This is a genomic window from Gemmatimonas aurantiaca T-27, assembly GCF_000010305.1.
Taxonomy (GTDB): Bacteria; Gemmatimonadota; Gemmatimonadetes; order Gemmatimonadales; family Gemmatimonadaceae; genus Gemmatimonas; species Gemmatimonas aurantiaca.
In genome coordinates this window covers 2188865-2208215 of sequence record NC_012489.1, presented here as the reverse complement: position 1 = coordinate 2208215, position 19351 = coordinate 2188865, and the positions used below count along the sequence as shown (strand labels likewise).

General features: G+C 65.3%; 20 protein-coding genes and 1 pseudogene. 20 read left to right on the top strand and 1 reads right to left on the bottom strand.

Annotated features, from left to right (window positions below; genetic code table 11):
* The first annotated feature begins 19 nt into the window (after positions 1 to 19).
* The 9 genes from GAU_RS09700 (at position 20) to rsmA (ending at position 8306) form a co-directional block, all read left to right on the top strand.
* Positions 20 to 739 carry a zinc ribbon domain-containing protein gene (locus tag GAU_RS09700; RefSeq protein ID WP_012683379.1) on the top strand — a complete coding sequence of 240 codons (720 nt, stop codon included), beginning with the start codon at positions 20 to 22 and terminating at the stop codon, positions 737 to 739.
* A gap of 125 nt (positions 740 to 864) precedes the next feature.
* Positions 865 to 2658 (top strand): single-stranded-DNA-specific exonuclease RecJ, encoded by a 1794-nt coding sequence (gene recJ, locus GAU_RS09695; protein WP_070105064.1) that lies wholly within the window; start codon positions 865 to 867, stop codon positions 2656 to 2658.
* Positions 2659 to 2660: 2 nt separating this feature from the next.
* Entirely contained in the window at positions 2661 to 3182 is a 522-nt protein-coding gene (gene rsmD, locus GAU_RS09690) for a 16S rRNA (guanine(966)-N(2))-methyltransferase RsmD (RefSeq protein ID WP_012683377.1), read from the top strand.
* Positions 3183 to 3217: 35 nt separating this feature from the next.
* Positions 3218 to 3745, top strand: coding sequence for a pantetheine-phosphate adenylyltransferase (gene coaD, locus GAU_RS09685; RefSeq protein ID WP_041265426.1), 528 nt, complete (start codon positions 3218 to 3220; stop codon positions 3743 to 3745).
* Positions 3742 to 4764, top strand: a complete 1023-nt coding sequence (locus tag GAU_RS09680; protein WP_012683375.1) for a phosphate acyltransferase — start codon at positions 3742 to 3744, stop codon at positions 4762 to 4764. Before coaD ends, GAU_RS09680 begins: the two co-directional genes overlap by 4 nt.
* Before the next feature lie 25 nt (positions 4765 to 4789).
* Complete coding sequence (locus tag GAU_RS09675; RefSeq protein ID WP_012683374.1) at positions 4790 to 5122, top strand: STAS domain-containing protein; 333 nt, start codon at positions 4790 to 4792, stop codon at positions 5120 to 5122.
* A 3-nt stretch (positions 5123 to 5125) separates the two neighbouring features.
* Positions 5126 to 5647 (top strand): ATP-binding protein, encoded by a 522-nt coding sequence (locus GAU_RS20760; RefSeq protein WP_052574342.1) that lies wholly within the window; start codon positions 5126 to 5128, stop codon positions 5645 to 5647.
* Entirely contained in the window at positions 5644 to 7347 is a 1704-nt protein-coding gene (locus tag GAU_RS09665) for a PP2C family protein-serine/threonine phosphatase (RefSeq protein WP_012683372.1), read from the top strand. Before GAU_RS20760 ends, GAU_RS09665 begins: the two co-directional genes overlap by 4 nt.
* Positions 7348 to 7394: 47 nt before the next feature.
* Positions 7395 to 8306: a 16S rRNA (adenine(1518)-N(6)/adenine(1519)-N(6))-dimethyltransferase RsmA gene (rsmA, locus tag GAU_RS09660; protein ID WP_012683371.1), complete on the top strand. Its 912-nt coding sequence runs from the start codon at positions 7395 to 7397 to the stop codon at positions 8304 to 8306.
* Here the strand turns inward: rsmA and GAU_RS09655 are convergent.
* Positions 8291 to 8941: pseudogene (locus GAU_RS09655) on the bottom strand (redox-sensing transcriptional repressor Rex); the annotation flags it as partial. The gene rsmA and the pseudogene GAU_RS09655 sit on opposite strands and share 16 nt — an antisense overlap.
* A gap of 77 nt (positions 8942 to 9018) precedes the next feature.
* On the opposite strand from GAU_RS09655, the gene GAU_RS20755 reads away from it, so the two are divergent.
* The 11 genes from GAU_RS20755 to folD all read left to right on the top strand — a co-directional run bounded on the left by GAU_RS20755 (position 9019) and on the right by folD (position 19349).
* Complete coding sequence (locus GAU_RS20755) at positions 9019 to 9972, top strand: 3'-5' exonuclease (RefSeq protein WP_052574341.1); 954 nt, start codon at positions 9019 to 9021, stop codon at positions 9970 to 9972.
* The gene (locus GAU_RS09645) at positions 9969 to 10850 is read left to right on the top strand and encodes an MBL fold metallo-hydrolase (protein WP_012683368.1); all 882 of its coding nucleotides are present in this window, start codon (positions 9969 to 9971) and stop codon (positions 10848 to 10850) included. The genes GAU_RS20755 and GAU_RS09645 overlap by 4 nt, the downstream gene beginning before the upstream one ends.
* 195 nt (positions 10851 to 11045) lie before the next feature.
* Positions 11046 to 11657: a translation initiation factor IF-3 gene (gene infC / locus GAU_RS09640; RefSeq protein WP_331429935.1), complete on the top strand. Its 612-nt coding sequence runs from the start codon at positions 11046 to 11048 to the stop codon at positions 11655 to 11657.
* An 87-nt stretch (positions 11658 to 11744) separates the two neighbouring features.
* Positions 11745 to 11942: a 50S ribosomal protein L35 gene (gene rpmI / locus GAU_RS09635; RefSeq protein WP_012683366.1), complete on the top strand. Its 198-nt coding sequence runs from the start codon at positions 11745 to 11747 to the stop codon at positions 11940 to 11942.
* A gap of 12 nt (positions 11943 to 11954) precedes the next feature.
* On the top strand, positions 11955 to 12329 hold the full coding sequence (gene rplT / locus GAU_RS09630) for a 50S ribosomal protein L20 (RefSeq protein WP_012683365.1): 375 nt from the start codon (positions 11955 to 11957) through the stop codon (positions 12327 to 12329).
* Between the two features lie 137 nt (positions 12330 to 12466).
* Positions 12467 to 13477 carry a phenylalanine--tRNA ligase subunit alpha gene (pheS, locus tag GAU_RS09625; protein WP_012683364.1) on the top strand — a complete coding sequence of 337 codons (1011 nt, stop codon included), beginning with the start codon at positions 12467 to 12469 and terminating at the stop codon, positions 13475 to 13477.
* Positions 13474 to 15912: a phenylalanine--tRNA ligase subunit beta gene (gene pheT / locus GAU_RS09620; protein WP_012683363.1), complete on the top strand. Its 2439-nt coding sequence runs from the start codon at positions 13474 to 13476 to the stop codon at positions 15910 to 15912. The genes pheS and pheT overlap by 4 nt, the downstream gene beginning before the upstream one ends.
* Positions 15902 to 16342 (top strand): hypothetical protein, encoded by a 441-nt coding sequence (locus GAU_RS09615; RefSeq protein WP_012683362.1) that lies wholly within the window; start codon positions 15902 to 15904, stop codon positions 16340 to 16342. The genes pheT and GAU_RS09615 overlap by 11 nt, the downstream gene beginning before the upstream one ends.
* Entirely contained in the window at positions 16339 to 16650 is a 312-nt protein-coding gene (locus GAU_RS09610; protein ID WP_083765559.1) for a cell division protein ZapA, read from the top strand. Before GAU_RS09615 ends, GAU_RS09610 begins: the two co-directional genes overlap by 4 nt.
* Before the next feature lie 238 nt (positions 16651 to 16888).
* Positions 16889 to 18475 (top strand): ribonuclease Y, encoded by a 1587-nt coding sequence (rny, locus tag GAU_RS09605; RefSeq protein ID WP_012683360.1) that lies wholly within the window; start codon positions 16889 to 16891, stop codon positions 18473 to 18475.
* Positions 18465 to 19349, top strand: coding sequence for a bifunctional methylenetetrahydrofolate dehydrogenase/methenyltetrahydrofolate cyclohydrolase FolD (folD, locus tag GAU_RS09600; RefSeq protein ID WP_012683359.1), 885 nt, complete (start codon positions 18465 to 18467; stop codon positions 19347 to 19349). Before rny ends, folD begins: the two co-directional genes overlap by 11 nt.
* The last annotated feature ends 2 nt before the right edge of the window (positions 19350 to 19351 follow it).

Below are 19351 nucleotides of genomic sequence, written 5' to 3'. Positions count from 1 at the left end.
GCTCTCTGCTGGAGGCGCGGTGAATCCGGAATTGCAGGCGTTGCTCACGGTGCAGCAGGACGACGAGGTGATTCGAGCGATTGAAGCACGGCTGGAGGCACTCCTGCCGCGCTACAACGCCCTCGAGGCGTCGCGTCGGCAAGCGGCGGCCGAGGTCACGCGAAATGAGACCGGGCTCGAACGCGAGACCCTCCGCCTTCGGAACTGCGAGGGAAAACTCGCAGATCATCGGGCGCGGTTGGAGAAGAACAGCGCCGTACTCGATGGCGCGCAGAAGCTCAAGGAAGCCACAGCGGCTGCGGCACAGGTGGAAGCCGCCAAGAAGGCCGTGGCAGAGGAGGAGAGTGAACTGCTCACCGCGTCCAGGCGCGTCTCCGATGTGCGCACGGCCGTGTTGGCCCATCGGGACGAAGTGGAACGGCTCACGGCAGAACTCGAGGTGGTCCGTGCGTCCATCAGCGCGGAGAAAGCCGCCATCGAGGGCGAACTGAACACCGTGCGCGCTCGGCGTATGGTGTCTGCAGAAGGGGTGAGCCGGAATCTGTTGTCGCAGTATGACCGCCTCAGTTCACGACGGCGTACGACCGTGCTGCATGCACTGCGTGGTGACTATTCGTGCGGCGCTTGCGACACGGCCATTCCCACGCAGCGTCGACTGGCCATGGCCACCGGCACATGCATCGAGCCGTGCGAAGGGTGTGGCGTGCTGCTGTACTACCGCCCCGCGCCGGAAGCCTGATCGGCGCGCGTGTACGTCCAGCGAATGGGTCCGCAGATCATCGGCGGGCCCATTCTTGCGTTGTGGAGGTGATGACTGCGGCGTTTCGGGTGCCGTCGACCAGCGGTGGTTCGTAGATTGTGGCTGTGACGACCAGCAGCCGCCCCACTCCACGCCAGACGCTCCGCCCCGATGCGCGGTGGGTGACCGCACCCCAGCCCGCACACGAGGCCGTCGCGCAACTCTGCAGCGCATTGTTGTTGCCCGAGTCCGTGTGCCGACTGCTGGTCAATCGCGGATATGCCGATGTGGATGCCGCCAAGCGATTCCTGCGGCCTCGTCTCGAGCACATCGAAAGCCCATGGCGCTTGCACGATGCTGAACGGGCCGTGACCCGTATCGCCGAAGCGGTGCGATCCCAAGAAACCATCTTCGTGCACGGTGACTATGACGTGGACGGGATGTCCTCCACCGCACTGTTGACGCGTGTCCTGCGGGATCTGGGTGCCCATCATGTGGTCCCGTTCGTCCCGAATCGTCTCACCGATGGCTACGATCTCGGACCGGCCGGCGTCCGTGCCGCACAAGCCGCCGGTGCACGCCTGGTGATCACCTGCGACTGTGGCACAAGTGCGCACGCCGCGGTCGCAGAGCTCATGACCGCCGGCATCGACGTGATCGTCACCGATCACCATTTGCCGGGGCACGGCATGCCTCCGGCGTTTGCGGTGTGCAATCCGCGCCATCCGGCCTGCCAGTCGGCCGACAAGGATCTTGCGGCGGTTGGAGTGGCGTACAAACTGGCCCTCGCGCTGTGCGAAGTCTTTGCGGTGTCACCAAACATCGCGCATCGGCAGCTCGATCTCGTGGCCCTGGCCACGATTGCCGATGTGGCGCCGCTGCGCGGTGAGAACCGGGTGTTCGTGCGGTATGGGCTCAAGCTCTTGGCCGAGACGACGCACCCTGGACTGCGAGCACTGATGCGTTCCTCTGGACTCGATGCCAAGCCGCTGACGGCCGGTCGTGTCGGCTTCGTGCTGGCTCCGCGCCTGAATGCGGCGGGGCGTATCGCCGATGCTCGTCTGGGGTTGCAGTTGTTGCTGGCCGAGCGTGAGGACGAAGCCAATGTGATCGCGCGGGAGCTCGAGGAGCTCAACCGGGCCCGCCAGGAGCTCGATCGCACGGTCCTCGACGATGCGATGCGTCAGGTGGAGTCGCCCGCGATGCGCGACCAGGTGGGATTTGTGCTGTCGCGGGAAGGGTGGCACGCCGGCGTGATCGGCATCGTGGCCTCGCGCATCGTGGAGCATACGGCACGGCCGGCGGTGCTCGTGGCTGTCGAGGACGGTGTCGGCAAAGGGTCCGGGCGTTCCATCAGTGCATTCGATCTGCACGCCGGTCTCGGGGCCTGTGCGGATCTCTTCCAGCGCTATGGTGGCCATCGTGCCGCCGCCGGTCTCACCATGGACGCTGCGCAACTTCCGGCGTTCGCGGAGCGCTTCGATGCCGTGGCCCGTGCACAGCTCTCGGCCGACGACCTCGTACCGGAGTTGCGTGTGGATCTCGACGTCTCGATTCATGCCGTCGGCGAGGAGCTCGAAAAGCTGGTGCGGCACTTCGAGCCCTTTGGCATTGGCAATCCGTCACCGACCTTTCGCGCCGATGGCGTGCGCCTGGCTGCCCCGACCCGTCGTGTGGGGACCGATGGCCTGCGCATCAGTGTGGACACTACGGGCGGGACCTTGGAAGGCATCGGTTGGGGTTTGGCAGCGCGCATGCCGCGCCTGGATGTGTCGCAGGCCTATGACATGGCGTTTCGCCTGGAACGTGACGAGTACCGCGGCGTATCCCGTTTGCAGCTCAAGCTGACCGACGTGCGTGTCGGCGGTGACACCGCGGCGAACGCCCAGGCGCCGACGTTTCATACCACGGGAGCATGACGATGCGCATCATTGCCGGTCGCTGGAAGGGACGCCGCATCAGCGCTCCGCCGGGGGACGCCGTACGTCCTACCGGCGATCGCGTGCGCGAGGCGTGGATGAGTATCGTGCACCCCTTGCTGCCTGACGCGCGCGTGCTCGACCTGTGTGCCGGCAGCGGTGCACTGGGTCTGGAAAGCCTGTCGCGTGGTGCGGCGGAGTGTGACTTCGTGGAGCAGTCGCCCAAAGTGTTGCGCGTGTTGCAGGAGAACCTCGCGTTGGTCGGCGGTCATCCCGGCGCCCAGGTGCATCGGGACGAAGCGGTGCGGTTCGTTGCCGGTCTCGAGGCGGGGCGCTATGACGTGGCGTTCGCCGATCCGCCCTACGCATCCGATGTAGCGCTGCAGCTCGCCGAGTTGTGGATCGCCGTCCCGTTTGCCTCGGTCTTTGCAGTGGAACATTCTTCCACTGTGGTGATGCCAGCCATCGGTGAGACACGCCGGTATGGAACCACGGCGTTGACCTTCTTTCGTGCCCTTTCGTGATGTCGCCTGCTTCCCGACTGCCATCTGCTGCCCCCATGCCCCCTTCGGCATCCGAAGGCCGTGAACCGTTGCTGGCGCTGTATGCCGGTTCGTTCGATCCGATCACGCATGGGCACGATGATCTCATCAAGCGCACGCTGACATTTGCCGATCGCCTGATCGTCGCGGTGGCCAACAACGTCAACAAGCAGCCGCTCTTTTCCGTGGATGAGCGGATGCACTTCATTCGTGAAGTGATGGCGGATGATCCACGCATCGAAATCCGCTCGTTCAGCGGGCTGCTCGTGGATTTTGCCCGCGAAGTCGGTGCGCGGGTCAATGTGCGCGGACTCCGGGCCGTCAGTGATTTCGAGTACGAATTCCAGATCGCGCTCATGAATCGCCACCTGTACCCCGATCTGGAAACGATCTTCATGACGCCGTCGCTCGACACCACGTACATCAGCTCCAGCATGGTGCGCGAGGTCGCGCGCTTCGGTGGTGATGTGACCGGGTTGGTGCATCCGCTGGTGGCCGACGCGATGCGGGAACGTTTTGCCGCGCTGCAGCGGGGTGACGCATGAACGCCGCCGGCCAGGGCGCGTCGGATGCCGCCGCGGCGTTTCTGCAGTCCTTGCACGAGCGTGCCGCGGCCAAGCCCCGCACCATCCTGTTTCCCGAAGCCACCGACATTCGAACGGTGCAGGCGGTCATCGCCCTGCAGAAGCGAAAGTCGGTGGTGCCAGTGCTCGTGCGGCGCAGCGATGCCTCGACCGGTGTCACGCCCACGGCAGGGGTGGTCCTCGATCCGCTCACCGATCCGCGTCACGAACGCGTGGTGGCCCACCTGCTGGCACGCCGCGGCGACAAGGGGTTGGCCCGGGAAGACGCCGAGCGTCTGGCGAGGGACCCACTCTATTTCGCCGATTCGTTGGTCGCGTTGGGCGAGGCCGACGGGTGTGTGGCCGGTGCGGTGCACACCACCGCCGACGTGCTCCGTGCCGCGCTCTGGACCATCGGCGCCGCCAGTGGCGTGCGGAATGTGTCGTCCTCGTTCTATCTCATCGTGCCGCCGTTTCGCAGTGGGGAAGGGGAGGTGCTGACCTATACCGACTGCGCGGTCATCCCCGACCCGAGCGCCCGGCAACTGGCCGATATCGCGCTCTCGGCGGCGGCCGATCGGCGACGCATCGTGGGCGACGAACCCCGGGTGGCGTTTCTGTCCTACAGCACCATGGGCAGCGCGGACGGGCCGTCGGTCAGCAAAGTGCGTGAAGCCGTGGCGCTGGTGCGGCAGGCGGCGCCGTCGCTGGTGGTGTCGGGCGAGCTGCAGGTGGACGCCGCGCTCATCGGGGAGATTGCCCGGCGCAAGGCGCCTGGTGAGGCCGCGGGCGGTGTGGCCAACGTGCTGGTGTTCCCGTGCCTCGACGCCGGGAATATCGCCTACAAGCTCACCCAGCGGCTGGCCGGTGGCACCGCCATCGGACCCATCCTGCAGGGGCTGGCGAAGCCCTGCAGTGACTTGTCCCGGGGGGCCACGGCAGACGACATTGTCCATGTTGCAGCGATCACGGCCCTGCAGGCCGCTGGCGCTGCTCTCTGATCCCTCTCAGTTCGCGAGCACGATTATGAGCTTCACACTGGACCGCGCAGAAGATGTGCTGACGGTGGCGGTCGACGGCCAGCTGATCGTGACCAATCGCCAGGAGTTCAAGCAGGCGATCCTGGACGCCGCGGATCAGGGCGTGCGAATCGTCATCGTCGATTTCACGCACACCGGCTACATCGACAGCTCGGGGCTGGGTGCGCTCGTCTCGCTGAGTCGCCGTCTGCGGGATGTGAATGGCGATTTGCGCCTGGTCGGGCTCAACGATGACCTGCGCACGCTGTTCGAACTCACGCGCCTCGACGCCCTGTTCCCGCTTTTTGCGTCGCGTGCTGATGCCCTCGCATCGCGCTGATAGGTGGCCAGTCGTCTTGCACCGGCCGTCCACCTTCGCACCGATGACGGTGCGCCAGTGCTCACGCCGTTCGTGTCGGCTCATCCCGATTGCGACCCGGTGAAACACATGTCGCGGTGTTGGGTGCTGTCGTCCGAACTGACGGTGATTCCGCCGGTGGTCGAGGACATTGTCACCCTCTGCCGCGACGCGGGGTTTTCGTCCAAACAATGCGGGTTGAATGTCCCGGTGGCCGTCACCGAAGCGGTGGCCAACGCCATCCTGCGGGGCAATGCGAGCGACGCGTCGCGCCAGGTGGAGATCACTGTCGAGGTCGACGATCAGCGCCTCGTGATCGATGTGTGCGACGAAGGCAACGGATTCGATTTGCAGCAGTTGCAACAGTCGCCGGATGATGCCGACTGGCTCGAGCGTGAACATGGTCGCGGTGTGTTTCTGATGCGGAGTCTGATGGATCACATCGAAAACGCCCGCCGCGATGGCCAGTGTGGTCATCGTCTCCGTCTCGTGCTGTATCGCGCATGAACGAGGTCGCCGCCCTTCTGGCCGCGTTTCTCGAGGCCACTGGGCGCCAGGCGGCCATCTGGGAACGGCGTGAAGGCTCGGTCGTGCCCACGTTGCTGGGCGCGTCATCGAGTGTCTTTGCCGAACGCACTACCTCCTGCGCGCAGGCTTGGGATGTGGCATCCTGGGCCCGTTCGCATCACTTGCACGCGCAGCTCGTGAACACCGGCGACAGTGTGGGCTGGCTGTTCGTCGAAGCCGGCGAGGCCGTGCAGGAACCTGTCGCCGTGGGAGGCCCTGCGGCCGACGTCGATCGACTGCTGGGGCGCCTGCTGCCACTGGTCCGTCGCATCACGCGTGAGCGCGATGGAGCCACCCGCGAACTCGCCGAGCGTTACGAGGAGATCAATCTCCTGTATGCCATCGGGGAGCTGCTGGGAGGCACGACCTCGGTGGAAAGCGTGGCCGATACGCTGCTGGCCGAGCTGGCGGCGACACTGGGCGCCACGCGGGCCGTGTTTCTGCAGACCAACCGGGCACAGGGGACATTGGCGCCCATTGCTTCGCTGGGGCTCGCCGACGATGCCTACGAGCCCGTGTCGCTCGAGCAGGCGACCCATATTGCCGTGCGTGCCTATCATGCGGGCAGCGCCTGCACCGAGGACGGGAACGCGGCATCGCTGGCCGACCCGATCCTGGCCGCCCGCGCCGCACCGCTGATGGCCGTTGCCATCACGCGCCCCAGTTCCGGCGTGGGCATCACGGGCACCTTCCCGGTCCCGACGCGGCGCGGCGCAGAAGGCATTGCCGTTCCGCTGGGTGTGTTGGTGCTGGCCGGACGACCGGGCGGTGCGCCGTTCTCCGGCGGTGATCGCAAGTTGGCCGTGGCGATTGGGACGCAGGTCGGCGTGGCCATGCACAACGCCTCGTTGGTGCGGGCTGCCGTGGAGCGTCAGCAGTTGGCCCGCGAAATGCGACTGGCTCACGAACTTCAGCTCAAGTTGTTGCCGAGCCCACAGGTGGTGCAGCCGGAAGCACGCGCAGCCGCGCGCGTCGTTCCGGCCGAAAGTGTAGGTGGGGATTTCTATCTGTTGGCCCGACTGGACCAGGATCGCACCGGTGTGCTGATCGGCGATGTGTCCGGGCACGGGTATCAATCGGCGCTGGTCATGGCCTTGGCCCTCAGCGCGGCCGCCATTCATGTGCAGGCCGCGTTCGATCCGTCCATCGCCATCGAAGCGGTGCAGCGCTCGCTGCGCGAAGAACTCATGTCCACCGAAATGTCGATCAGCATGTGTTACGCCGTGATCGACAGCCGCGCCAACGAGCTACGGTTTGCCAACGCCGGACATCCGCATGCCTTCAAGCTGTCGAGCGATGGACACGCCACACGGCTTGGGGCCGTGGCGCCGCCCATTGGCTTCAGTGACGCGCCGATCGAAGAGTGTGTCATGAGCTGGCGCGCCGATGACCGTCTCGTCTTCCTGACCGACGGCGTGATTGACGCCCGTGATCCCGCCGGCCGCCGCATCGGGGAAGCGGAAGTCCTGCAATGGCTCACGCACACCTCCCCCACGGATACGCCGGACACCATTCTGGATGCCATCTACGGGCGACTCAACGCCCACACCGGACGTGCACCACTTCGCGATGACTGCACGGTGGTCGTCGTCGACCGTATGGTCCCGTCCGCGGTGAATCCCGGAGAGTCATCGATATGAAACCAGGTCGCGGGCAGGGTGGAGGCTCATCACGTGGAGGGGAAGGCGTGTCGCGTCCAGATGGGAATGGAGGCGCATCCCGCTTTCGACGTGGCGGCCCACCACGCGGCGATCGTTTGCCAGCACCACGCAAGCGTTTCGGTCAACATTTCCTCAAGGACACCCGGGTTCTCAGCAGCATCGCGGACGCCCTGGGTGATGTACGCGATCGCACCGTCATCGAGATCGGCCCGGGCCGCGGCGCACTCACCGATCTGTTGGTGGAGCGCGCCAGGCGCGTGATCGCGATCGAGATCGACCGCGATCTCGCCGCACATTTGCGCGCACGGTATGCCGACCGGCCCCATGTCGAGATCGTGGAAGCCGACGTGCTGCAAACCAATCTCGCCGCACTCGCTGGGGAGCCGTATGTGCTGGCGGGCAATGTGCCGTATTACATCACCACGCCGATCATCTTTCACGCGCTCGTCCAGCCACGTCCCGATGTGGCGGTGTATCTCGTGCAGAAAGAAGTGGCCGATCGCATGGCCGCGCCGCCGGGCGACAAGATCTATGGCGCGCTGAGTGTGAATCTCCAGGCCGTGGTGGGCGTGGAACTGATTCGCAAAGTGCCGCCCAGCGCGTTCAACCCGGCGCCCGCCGTCGATTCCGCCGTGGTGCGGGTCGTGCCGCGGCCCGATGCCGTCGTGGAGCCGGAGCTCGAAGCCCGTTTCCGCAGCTTCGTGCTGGCCGCCTTTGGTCTTCGGCGCAAACAGTTGATCCGGGTGGTGCGGACCATCGCTTCGTTTGACGCCGAGCGCGCCGGGGCAGTGATCGCGGCGTGTGGGTTGTCGCCGGAGGCACGTCCGGAAACACTGACGCCCGCCGAGTTCGCGAAACTCGTGCGGGCGTTGCGGGCGGAGGGGCTGTCAGAACCGACGGCGACCGACGTCGTGGATCCCGATCAGGCCGCGCCCTGATCGAGCAGGCCGGCGTTGGTCAGGGCGAATGACAGGCCTTCCAGTTCCATGGCCATGTTCACCGACTTGAGCGAGACGTGCGGAGGCACGGAGATCTGGGTCGGCGCGAAGTTCAGGATCGCGCGGATGCCGGCGGCGACGATCTGATCCACGACGGCCTGGGCGTTTTCGGCCGGGATGGCGAGCACCGCGATGGGCGCTTCCTCACGCTGGATATCCTGGGCCAGCGTATCCATCGACCGGATGGTGGCGTCGCCCCATGCCTTGCCAACTTTGGCAGGATCGTGGTCGTACACGCCCACGACGGTGAACCCACGCTGGCGGAACCCGCGATAGTTTGCCAGCGCCGCACCGATCTTGCCGGCCCCGACAATAATGACCTTCCACTCGCGCTGCAGTCCGAGAATCTCGCGCAAGTGGGCCGTCAGCTCATGGACGGGGTAGCCGAGTCCGCGTTTGCCAAAGGATCCGAAGAAGGAAAGATCCTTTCGGACCTGTGCCGGCGTGGTGCCGCACAGATGGGCCAGTTCATCACTGGAGGCAGTTTGCTGGCCGCGGGTGTCGAGGTCCTCCAGATAGCGGAGGTACATCGACAGGCGTCGGACAGTGGAGTCGGCGATACGTTTCACGGCGGCGCTCTGGTGCTTGTGAAAATCTTCACAAAGCTAGGCACGCGCACAGCAATTCACCAGCGGCTCACTAACTTCCGGACGTGATCGGTACATCAGTCTCGCCTCGGCCCACGACACTCTCCGCCCGGGCCGCACGTCGCCTCGCCGAAGGGCCGCTCGACGCCGTTACGCTCATGCGCGATGTCTGCCAGGTGGAGCGCCTGCAGGCGGATGCGGCCGAACGTATGGCGGCCGCACTACTGGGTAGTCATCCGGAGTTTCTGCGGTTGCCGACCGGTCATTGGACACTGCAGGCCGTTGCCTACCCGGCAGGACACCAGACTGCGCCGTCGACTGCGCGCGTCGCGGGTTCGGCCAGGGTCGCCGAATCGGCCGGCCAGTCGCCCCGATTGCTCGATCTGCCGTTTGCGGTGGTTGACGTCGAGACCACCGGCACGCGCGCGGCCGGAGGGGACCGCATCACCGAAATCGCCATCGTGCAGGTGCAGGGCGGGCAGGTGGGTGAGGTGTACTCGCAGCTCGTGAATCCCGAGCGGCCGATCCCGCCGTACATCACGTCACTGACCCACATCACGTGGGACATGGTGCGCGACCAGCCGACCTTCCGCGAGATCACGAGCAACGTGCTCGATCGACTGCGCGGTTCGATTTTTGTGGCACACAACGCGCCATTCGACTGGCGATTCGTGAGCGAAGAAGTGCGACGGGGCAGCGGGCAGGAGTTGTCGGGGCCCCGTCTGTGCACCGTGCGGTTTGCGCGGGCGGCGTTGCCACAGCTTTCGCGGCGTTCGCTCGATCACGTCACGCGCTACTTCGGTATCGAGATTGCTGCGCGACATCGGGCGGCTGGGGACGCACTGGCCACCGCACACGCGCTCTGCCGCATGCTCAACATCGCGTCGGAACACGGCGTTGAATCGTGGACGGCGTTGCAGGCGTTCGTGGATGGCCCGGTGGGCACACGGCCGCGTACGGCCTCCGATCGCCGCCGACGGGCATTCCCCCTTCCAGTGACCAAGGACGATATCGCGTGAGCTTTCCGCATCCGTTGCTCGATACCCGCACCCTGGGACGGTGGCGCATTCATGCCATCCAGGCCGGTGGCCAGCAACTCGACGGGGGCGCCATGTTCGGCGTCGTGCCCAAGACGCTGTGGTCGCGTCGCCTCGAAGCCGATGACAAGAATCGCATCCCGATGGGCATGCGTTGCCTGCTCATCGAGCACGATGACGGCCTGGTGCTGCTCGATACCGGGTCGGGCAACAAAGAGACCCAGAAGTTCCACGATATCTACGGCATCGAGAACAGCGGGGCAGACGGTCGGACGGCCCTCGAGGACGGGATCCGGGCGGCGGGCTTCACGACCGACGATGTGAAGCTGGTGATCAATACGCACCTGCACTTCGACCATGCCGGTGGCAACACCTGGCGTGCGCCCACCGGCGAAGTGCTGCCGACGTTTGCCAACGCCACCTACCTGGTGCAGGCGGGCGAGAAGGCGTACGGGGAGCACACCAACGAGCGCACGGCGGCCAGCTACTTCCCTCCCAACTGGGCACCCATCGTGGCCAATGGCCGCTTCCAGGTGGTGGAAGGGGAGCGGGAAATCGTCTCCGGCATCACCGTGCGGCCGACGCCGGGTCACACGCCGCATCACCAGAGCGTGATTCTGCGGTCGGGCGGCGAGACGGCCTGTTTCCTGGGGGACGTGGTGCCGACCAGCCACCATCTGGCCCTCCCCTGGATCATGGGGTATGACGTGGAACCGCTGGTCACGCTCGAATCCAAGCGGGCGCTGCTCGGCGAGGCGCTGCGGGAGGATTGGCTGCTGGTCTTCGAGCACGATGCCCATGTGGGCTTTGGCCGACTGGCGCACGACGGCAAGTCGTATCACTTGGCCGAGCGGGGTTGACCTCGGGCGGACATCGCCTAGGTTACTGCTGTTGCTGGAATACGGCTCTTTACAGGTCCGTCCGGCATCCGGGTCACAGAGCCCGGGACAATCGAGAAGTGGAGTGGCTGCGACGCCTCTCCCACCCTTCGGCCCTCACGAGGTGTTCACCTCCGAGGTGTGCTGCTGGAGTCCATCGAAACGCGCTCCCTCGCCATGCGTCCATGCAGGTGGGTGGCAGTGTGCGTCACGACGCGGATTCCACTCATGGGGTCCGCGTTTTCTGTTTCTTCTACCGGAGTACGCACTATTCAGGATTCGACGAAGCGACCGCCACGGGTAAACCGGCAGATCCGGATCAGCCCCGTTCGCGTGATCGGCGCCGATGGCAGTCAGCTAGGCATCCTCGAGGTGGACGCAGCACTGTCCATGGCGGTGGAGTTGGGCCTCGATCTCGTGGAAGTGGCGGCGGCGGCTCGGCCTCCCGTGGTTCGCATCATGGACTACGGCAAGTTCAAGTTCGAACAGGCCAAGCAGGCGCGACTCGCGAAGAAGAAGCAGCACGTGATCCATCTCAAGGAGGTCAAGTACCGCCCGGGGATCGACGATCACGACTTCGAGACCAAGACGCGGCATGCCCGTCGGTTCCTCGAAGAAGGCAACAAGGTGAAGGTGACGCTCATGTTCCGTGGCCGACAGATCGCCCACCCCGAGCTTGGAAAGATCGTGGTGGAGCGGGTGTCCCAGGAGCTGGCCGATCTGGCAAAGATCGAGAGCGCACCCACGATGGAAGGAAAATCGATGACGATGATCCTCGCGCCGAAGTGATTCCTGAGTAGGTACTCAGGAGGTGGCGCGTGATCCGATGCAGGGCTGCCTCACGTCGGGGCGGTTGACCAGAGCCATGAGCGAATCATGCCGAAGATGAAGACCCACAGCGGCGCCAAGAAGCGCTTCTCCGTGACGGGTTCGGGGAAGGTGCGGCGCCTGAAGGCGTACAAGAGCCACATCCTGACCAAGATGTCGGGCAAGAAGAAGCGCGACCTGCGCCGTCCCACGATCGTGGAGACCAACGGCGAAGCGAAGCGTATCAAGCGTCTTCTCGTGGCCTGAGGATAATCCACTATGCCTCGCGTCAAATCCAACGTCGTTCGTCTGAAGCGTAAGAAGCAGATTCTCAAGCATGCCAAGGGCGCCTTTGGTGGCCGCTCGAAGCTCTGGAAGGCTGCCAAGGAAACCGTCGAGCGTGGCTGGCGTTATGCCTACCGCGATCGCAAGAACAAGAAGCGCGACTTCCGTCGCCTCTGGATCGTGCGTATCAACGCCGCGGCCCGCCTGCACGACATGTCGTACAACGCGTTCATCAACGGCCTGCATGCCTCCGGCATCGAAGTCGACCGCAAGGTCCTCGCCGATCTGGCGGTGCGTGAGCCCGAAGCGTTCGCGGCCATCGCCGAACAGGCGAAGAAGGCACTCGACGCCAAGGTCGCTGCAGCCTGAGTCACGAGTCACACACACGCATAACCACGGTGTTGGCGTAACGCGCTGCGAGACGCGGCGCCGTGGGTGAGTGGTTAAGTTGCGAGGGTCGGCGTCTGCGGATGCCGACCCTTCGTGCTCCCGTCTCCGAATTTCCTGTGAACCTCTCCGAGTATCTCGCACAGGCTGACGCACTGGCAGCGGAATGCCATGCGCTCCTCGCCGGGCTCGACGTGGCTACCCGTCTCGACGTAGCCAAGGGACAGCTCAACGCGCTCAAGGACGATCGCCTGAACGCGCTGCAGAGCGCCCTGCGCATGCTGCCGGCCGAAGATCGTCGCGCAGCGGGTGGGGCCTTCAACACCCTGAAGCAATCCATCCAGGCTGCGCTCGACGCGTTCGGGCAGCGCCAGTCCGCCGCGTCCGGTGTGGTGCAGGTGGATGCCACCATGCCCGCACGTGGCATTTGGCGCGGCTCGCTGCACCCGGTCACGCTGGTCATCGACGAGATCAGCGAGATCTTCCGCGAGCTCGGTTTCACGATCGCGCTCGGACCGGAAGCCGAAACGGAGTGGTACAACTTCGGCGCACTGAACTTCCCGCCCGATCATCCGGCGATGGAGCTGCACGACACGCTCTACCTGGGCGAAGACACTTTGCTGCGCACACACACCTCCCCGGTGCAGGTGCGCACCCTGCAGCGCTATGCGCCGCCCGTCCGTGTGCTGGCACCCGGACAGGTGTATCGCCGCGACTTTTTCGATGCGACGCACGCACCAGCCTTCATGCAGCTCGAAGGTTTGGCGGTGGATGAAGGCGTGAGCTTTGTCGACCTCAAGGCAACGCTCGCCGAATTTGCGCGTCGCTTCTACGGCGCCACACGCCGCGTGCGCTTCGGGCCATCGTACTTTCCCTTCGTTGAACCCGGCGCGCAGATGGATGTCGAGGTGGACCTGGGCGACGGCAAGGGCCTCCGCTGGGTCGAGATCCTCGGCTGCGGCATGGTGCATCCCAACGTGATCGAAGCCGCCGGACTCGATAGCGAGAAGTACACCGGGTGGGCCTTCGGCATGGGCCCGGCGCGCATCGCCATGTCGCGCTACGGTATCAACGACATTCGTGTTCTCTACGATTCCGACGTCCGCTTCCTGGAGCAGTTCGCGCGATGATTGTTTCGCATGAGTGGATCAAGCAGTTCGTTCCGCACACGCTGAGCGCAGAGCAGGTTGGCGAAGCGTTGAGTCGGCACTGCGTCACGCTCGATGGCATCACCACGCTCGGCGCGGAATTGTCGGCCTTCGTGGTGGCGCAGGTCGTGGAAGCAGGACGTCATCCCAACTCCGAGCGCCTGTGGGTCACCAAGGTGGACGACGGCAGTGGTGAACTGCTGGAAGTCGTCTGCGGAGCGCCCAACGTCGTGGCGGGACACAAGTATCCGTTTGCCCGCACCGGCACGGTGATGCCCGGTGGTCTCAAGATCGAGAAGCGCAAGATTCGTGGAGAGACCTCCAACGGCATGTTGTGCTCGGCGCGCGAACTCGGGCTGGGTGAGGAACACGATGGCATCCTGACCCTCGACACCGACGCCGCCCCTGGCACCGCGCTGCTCGAGATCATCAAGCTCGGTGATGCGCGCCTCGATCTCGATGTGTTGCCGAATCGCCCCGACCTGCTGTCGCACGTGGGTGTGGCGCGCGAAGTGTCGGCCATCAGTGGCACGCCGCTATCGACTGTTCCGGCGGAGCTCACGACGGCCGTCAGCACTCTCGCGGCGGTGGAAGGCAAGACCGCGGCGCGTGGCCAGCTCGCCAGCGTGATCGTGGATGATGCCGAAAGCTGCCCGCGTTTTGTGGGCGTGGTGATTCAGGGCGTGCAGGTGGGGGCCAGCCCGGCATGGCTGCGGCAGCGACTCGAGAGCATCGGGCTGCGCAGCATCAGCAATGTCGTGGATGCCACCAACTATGTGCTGCATGGCCTTGGGCATCCGGTGCATGCCTACGATCTGGGCACACTCAAGGATCGCACCATCACCGTGCGTCCCACGCGGGCCGATGAAACGTCGCTCACCACCCTCGATGGGGTGAGTCGCGTCGTGGCGGCCGGTACCACGGTGATCTGCGACGGCGAACGGCCGATCGGTTTTGCCGGTGTGATGGGTGGTCTCGACACCGAAGTCACCGAGCGCACGACCGATGTGCTGCTGGAGCTTGCTGTGTTCGATGCCCGCTTCGTGCGTCGGGTGCGTCGTGCAGTGGCCCTGTCCACCGATGCGAGCTATCGCTTCGAACGTGGTGTCGATGCGCAGGACGCGGAAATCGTGGCGCGCCGTGCCGCCGCATTGATCACGCAGGTGGCTGGTGGCACGGTCGCGGAAGTGCTGGTGGTGGGTGAGGCACCTGCGGCGCGTGGCGCGGTGACGCTGCGTCCGTCACGCCTGGCGCGCCTGTTGGGTGTTGACGTGTCCACCGCCGAGATCGTGCGTCGTCTCGAGTCGCTGGGGTGTGTAGTGCAGCCCTTGGGCGACGCGCTGCTGGTGCAGGCACCGGGATGGCGTCATGACCTCGGGCTGGAAGTGGACCTCATCGAAGAGGTGGCGCGTCTGGTGGGCTTTGACGCACTGCCCGATGAATTGCGCCCGTTCCGTCCGGGCAATGCACCGGATCATCCGTTGCATCTGGCCTCGCGACGTGTGCGTGATGTGTTGGTGGGAATTGGCATGGCCGAGGCCCGCCCGATGCCCTTCACGTCCACTGGTGACGAGCACACGCCACGGGTGCGCAATCCGTTGGCCGACGATGAGCCGTTCCTGCGTGCTTCGGTGCTGGACACGTTGGCCCGCCGCGCGGAATACAACCTCTCGCGCATGCAGGGCAATCTGCGGCTGTTCGAGATCGGCAATGTCTTCACGCCACGTGATGGACGACTGCCGATCGAAGAAACGCGCGTCGGCGCGTTGTTGATGGGCGCACGTCGCCCGGCGCATTTCAGTGAACCCGAGCCGCCGGCGTTCGATGCCTGGGATGCCAAGGAGCTGGGCGCACGGGTGGCGACTGCAGCCTTTCCGGGGCGCGCGGTCTCGCTGCAGCCGGCCGATGGTGCACTGGAGTGGGCGATCGTGGTGGACGACGTGGGCACCGTGGGGCAGGTGAGCGCTGTACCGCTCGACCGGCCGCTATGGGCCACGGAGGCGTGGGGCGTGGAGGTGACACTCGGTGTGGTCTCCTCCGACGACGTCGCCGGCGCCAACCAGCACGCCCATACGCCGGCAGAACGGGAGTCCGGCGCCACGCGTGCCGTGCGCTTCGCCCCGCTGCCCACGACACCGGCGGCCGAGTTTGATATGGCGTTGTTGGTGCCCGATGCCGTGACAGCGGCCACGGTGCAAGAGGTGTTGCGTCGGACGGCAGGCGAACTGCTCGAGCAGGTGACGTTGTTCGACGAGTTCCGCGGGCCGGGTGTGCCCGACGGCACACGCAGCCTCGGGTGGCGGTTGACGTGGCGTCATCCCGAACGCACGCTCCGTGACAAGGAACTGGAGGGCCGCCGGGCCCGCCTGCTGGAAGTCCTCGACAAGGAACTCGGTATCCGTCCACGTGCGTCCTGACGTCGCCGCCTTTCGCGAGCTCGATACGCTCGTCCGCAATCTCAGTGAACAACTGGCCTCGTATCGCCGTCGTGCGCTGTCGTCCGAACAGCGCATGCGGGAGCTCGAGCAGCAACTGGCAGCGGGCGCCGGTGCACTACAGGAGTTGCGCGGGCAGTCGGAAAGCCTGCGCACGGCTCGTGATGAAGCCCGTGCGGAATCCGATCGGCTGGGTCGCGAGCTCATGACGGCCCGTGGCGAGCTGGGCCGGGTCAAGCTGGCGTACGAGGAGATCGCCGCCCGGTCCACACCCGAGGGTTTCGATCAGGAGCTGGCGCGTGAAAACGAACAACTGCGCTCTCGGCTTACCGATGCCCGGGACCGCACGACCCAACTTGGTGAACGGGTCCGGTTTCTTCGGCAGCAGATCGGGCAGGGGGTTGAGCGATGATGGACCAACGTGCGCTGGTGAAGGTGCGCATCCTGGGTGATGACTATTCGCTCCGGACCGAAGCCTCGGCCGAACACACCAAGGCCGTGGCCGAACACGTCGATCGCACGATCCGGGCGATTCTCTCTGGGTCTTCCACGATGGAGACCCAGAAGGCCGCCATTTTGGCGGCACTCCAGATCACGGACGAGCTGTTCAAGGAGCGGAACGCCTGCGAATCCCTCACCGGTGATCTCCGCCAACTGGCTGCCGACATTCGGCCGCTCCTGCCGCCCGCCAAGCGCGGCGATGAGGTCGGCGCCGCGTAGGGATTCCCGAACACGGGACATGACGAATCCCATCGGGGAACCGTTGCGGTGCACCCCGTGGATTCGTACGTTCTGAAATCAGCCGTTGATGACCGCGGACGCGCCAGCAGCCCCCAAGCACAGCCCAAGTGCCGTCGGGGCTCATTGTCGTGTCCCGCTGGTCTCCTGGCGTTTCGATAGATCTGTCTGTCCACGATTTTGGATCCGCGCCCCGTGCGTGGTTGGAGCATAGATCCCCATGGGAGAACTTTCCCTGGCCGCGCTGACTGGCGCGCTGGGTATGGTCGCGGCCGTGATCGCCTTTGTGTTTGGGCGTCGCTCGGGCCGCCAGGCCGAGATCGGCGAACAGCAGCGTGCCAAGGCGACCGCTGAAGACACGGCCGGACGCATCCTCGACGAGGCGCGTCGTGAAGCCGACACCCTTCGCAAGGGTGCCATCGTCTCCGGCAAGGAAGAGGTGCTGCAGCTCCGGGAGACGCACGAGCAGGAGTTCCGTCAGCGTCGGGTCGACGTGGAGCGCGAAGAAAAGCGCATTCTGGAGCGCGAATCGCAGGTGGATCGGGTGCGTGAAGGCCTCGAGGGACGGGAGCTCGAGGTGCAGCGGCGCGGCAAGGAGCTGACCCAGCGGGAGGACGCCGCCACGGCGCGTTCACTGGAACTCGACACCCTCTTTGCCGACGAACGTCGCCGTCTCGAACAGATCGCCGGGCTGAGTGCCGATCAGGCCAAGGCCGAACTGGTTCGGCGCCTCGAAGACGAAGCGCTGGCCGATGCCGCCAGCCGGTTGCGAGAGATTCGGGAATCGGCCAAGCGCAATGCAGACCGTGAAGCCCGGAAAATCGTGGCGCTCGCCGTGCAGCGTGTCGCCGCCGAAACCACCGCCGAAACGACAGTGTCGGCCGTGGCGCTGCCGAACGATGAGATGAAGGGCCGTATCATCGGCCGAGAGGGGCGCAACATTCGCGCCTTCGAACTGGCCACCGGTGTCGATGTCATCATCGACGATACGCCGGATACGGTGGTGGTGTCCTGCTTCGATCCGGTGCGTCGTGAGACGGCGCGCCTGGCACTCGAAAAGCTGGTGAGCGATGGTCGCATCCATCCGGGACGCATCGAAGAAGTGGTGGCCAAGGCCCGCCGTGAGGTGGAGGTGGCCATCGTGGAGACCGGTGAACAGGCCGCGTACGAAGTCGGCATCACCGGTCTGCATCCCGAGCTGATCAAGCTCATCGGCCGCATGAAGTGGCGCACCAGCTACGGGCAGAATATCCTCGCGCACAGCAAGGAAGTGGCCTGGCTGGCCGGCATGATGGCCGCCGAGCTGGGGCTCGACGTGGCGCTCGCCAAGCGTGGTGCGCTGTTGCACGACATCGGCAAGGTGCTCACGCACGAACACGAGGGCACCCACGTGCAGCTTGGCGTGGAGATGGCCACCAAGTACGGCGAAAACCCGCTGGTGGTGAACTGCATCGCCGCCCATCATGACGATGTACCACACGAGAGCGAAGTCTCGGTGCTCGTACAGGCCGCCGACGGCATTTCGGGTTCACGTCCCGGTGCGCGCCGCGAAGCATTCGAAACCTACGTGAAGCGTCTCGAAGGCCTCGAACGCATTGCGTCGAGCTATCGCGGCGTGGAACGCGTGTTTGCCATTCAGGCGGGCCGCGAAGTGCGCGTTGTGGTCACCCCCGAGCAGGTCGACGACCTGCGCATGGCGGCGCTCTCGGAAGAGATTGCGCGCCGTATCGAATCCGAGTTGCAGTATCCCGGCCAGATCAAGGTCGTGGTCATCCGAGAAAGCCGAGCGGTGGACTTTGCGCGCTGAACTGATCGATGGAAAGGCCATCGCCGCGACGATTCGTGGCGAGATCGCCCGCGATGTGGCTGCACTGACCGCGCGCGGTGTGGTACCCGGACTCGCCGTGGTGCTGGTGGGCGACGACGCGGCCAGCGCCACGTATGTCGGCGCCAAGGAAAAAGCGTCGGTGGAAGCCGGCATGAAGGGTGGCACCATCCGCCTGCCGGCCAGCACGTCACAGCAGGAGTTGCTGGCGTTGGTGGAGCGCCTCAATGGCGATCCGGCCGTGCATGGCATCCTGGTGCAGATGCCGCTGCCCAAGCACATCGACCCCGATACGGTCATCCGGCATATCCGTCCCGACAAGGATGTCGACGGCTTTCACCCGGAGAACGTCGGGAAGCTGCTGATTGGTCATACCGATGGCTTCGTATCGTGCACACCCGCGGGTGTGATCGAGTTGCTGGTGCGCAGCGGTGTCGATACCCGTGGCGCGGAAGCGGTGATCATCGGTCGCAGCAACATCGTCGGCAAACCGATGGCCGCGCTGCTCGTGCAGGGGCGCGCCGGTGGTGATGCCACCGTGACCGTGTGCCATAGCCGCACGAAAGACCTCGCGGCGCATACCCGTCGCGCCGACATCCTCATTGCCGCAATCGGTCGCGCCGAAATGATCACCGGTGACATGATCAAGCCTGGCGCCGTGGTCATCGATGTGGGCATGAACAGCGTGCCCGATGCCACGAAGGCCAAGGGCAGTCGGTTGTGTGGCGATGTGCACTTCGCGAGCGCGGTCGAGGTGGCGTCCAAGATCACGCCGGTACCGGGTGGTGTGGGTCCGATGACCATTGCGATGCTGCTGCGCAATACGGTTCGCGCTGCCGAACGTACGCTGGGCTGACG